The sequence below is a fragment of the Mesorhizobium sp. M7D.F.Ca.US.004.01.2.1 genome, from assembly GCF_003997785.1.
GTDB lineage: Bacteria > Pseudomonadota > Alphaproteobacteria > Rhizobiales > Rhizobiaceae > Mesorhizobium > Mesorhizobium loti.
Genome location: NZ_RZRQ01000609.1, coordinates 1 through 1818, shown reverse-complemented (window position 1 = coordinate 1818; position 1818 = coordinate 1). Strand labels below are relative to the sequence as shown.

The window sequence follows — 1818 nt, the reverse complement described above, 5'->3', positions numbered from 1 at the left end:
CCGTTGGAGGCGACGATCGCCGGATTGAGGTTGCGTGGTTCGGAATCGGCGGCAAGCACCAGGCGCCCGCCCTTCTTCGGCGTCTGCGCCCAGCCCGAAGTCGGCATGGCGGTGGAGGCCAGCAGCATTGCCGAGCCTGCCAGCATCGTGCGTCTGGAAATCGTGAAATCTGACATGGTCGAACTCCGTCCTCTCCGCGACCCGGTCGGGTGCGCCAATACCCCTCAGACGCCGGCAAGCCCGCCGGCATCCTTGCGGCGGCGATTATGAGCCTTGCCGAGGGTTTCGCCAGAGACGGAATTGGCGCATCCTTGCTTGGCTTTGAAATTTTCGTCCGCTGGACCAGTTTGAAGGAAGTGGCTCAATTCGATCAGCCTGGTAGGACCAGATTGATCCGATATGCGACGGATGACGATATGGTGACATCGAGCGATGCTGCTTTTCCTATTTCTGGCTGGACCAGAATAGGCAAAATGGTGCAGGTTTGAGCCATAGCCAAGGGATCGGGAGCAGAACAGCCGGCGATCCCAGGCAATTCAGGGAGAGAAAAGATGAACATTGCTCCGGGCAAGAATGCCGTCGGCATTATCCCGTTCGACGAGGCAAGGGTTGACCGGCTGATGGAGGAGGCGGGCATCGATGTGCTGCTCGCCACCTCCAAGCACAACACGCAATACCTGCTGGGCGGCTACAAGTTCATCTTCTTTGCCGCCATGGATGCGATCGGCCACAGCCGTTACCTGCCGATCGTCGTGTACGAAAAGGGCGGGCCGGACCATGCCGCCTATATCGGCAACCGCATGGAAGGCGGCGAGCATCAGAACAACCCGTTCTGGACGCCGACACTGCACGCCGCCTGCTGGGGCACGCTCGACGCTGCCAACCTCGCCGTCGAGCATCTGCAGAAGATTGGCAAGGCGGGCGCCCGCATCGGCATCGAGCCCGGCTTCCTGCCGTCGGACGCCTATACGCTGATCCGCAAGGCGTTGCCGGACGCCAGACTGATCGATGCGACCGGCATGCTTGAGAACATGCGCGCCATCAAGACCGATGCCGAGCTGGAGAAACTGCGCACCGCCTCCGAACTGATCACGGATTCCATGCTGGCGACCATTGCCGGGGCACGCGAAGGCACGACCAAGAGCGAGATCATCGAGCGGCTGCGGCGCGAGGAAACCAATCGCGGCATCCATTTCGAATATTGCCTGCTGACGCTGGGTTCCAGCCACAACCGCGCCGCCTCACCGCAGGCGTGGAAGCAAGGCGAGGTGCTGTCGATCGATTCCGGCGGCAACTATCACGGCTATATCGGCGACCTCTGCCGGATGGGGATTCTCGGCGAACCGGATGCCGAACTCGAAGATCTGCTGGCCGAGGTCGAAACGGTGCAGCAGGCAGCCTTCTCCAAGGTCAAGGCCGGTACGCTGGGAGGCGACATGATTTCGCACGCGGAGGGCGTGCTGAAAGCCTCGAAGGTCGCGGCCTACACGGATTTCTTCGCCCATGGCATGGGCCTGATCACGCATGAAGCGCCGTTCCTGATGACCAACCATCCGGTCACCTATGAAGGCACTTATGCGGCAAAGCCGCTGGAGAAGAACATGGTGCTGTCGGTGGAGACAACCATGCTTCATCCGACGCGCGGCTTCATCAAGCTGGAGGACACGGTTGCGGTCACCGACGCCGGCTATGTGATGTTCGGCGACCGGGGTCGGGGCTGGAACAGGGGTGCGACCGCCTAGCTGGTACTGAAGGGCGCTGCCCCCTCACCCGGATTGCCATCCGAATTGCGAAGAGCAATTCGGGGCAATCCAACCT

General features: G+C 61.4%; 2 protein-coding genes and 1 pseudogene. 2 read left to right on the top strand and 1 reads right to left on the bottom strand.

All coding sequences use genetic code 11. The annotated features are described in order from the left end of the window. Positions 1 to 176: pseudogene (locus tag EN993_RS38175) on the bottom strand (ABC transporter substrate-binding protein); the annotation flags it as partial. A gap of 90 nt (positions 177 to 266) precedes the next feature. Here EN993_RS38175 and EN993_RS35390 point away from each other — a divergent pair. Further along, positions 267 to 488, top strand: a complete 222-nt coding sequence (locus tag EN993_RS35390; RefSeq protein ID WP_127266201.1) for a hypothetical protein — start codon at positions 267 to 269, stop codon at positions 486 to 488. A 63-nt stretch (positions 489 to 551) separates the two neighbouring features. After that, positions 552 to 1742: a Xaa-Pro peptidase family protein gene (locus tag EN993_RS35385; RefSeq protein ID WP_127266200.1), complete on the top strand. Its 1191-nt coding sequence runs from the start codon at positions 552 to 554 to the stop codon at positions 1740 to 1742. Positions 1743 to 1818: the final 76 nt, after the last annotated feature.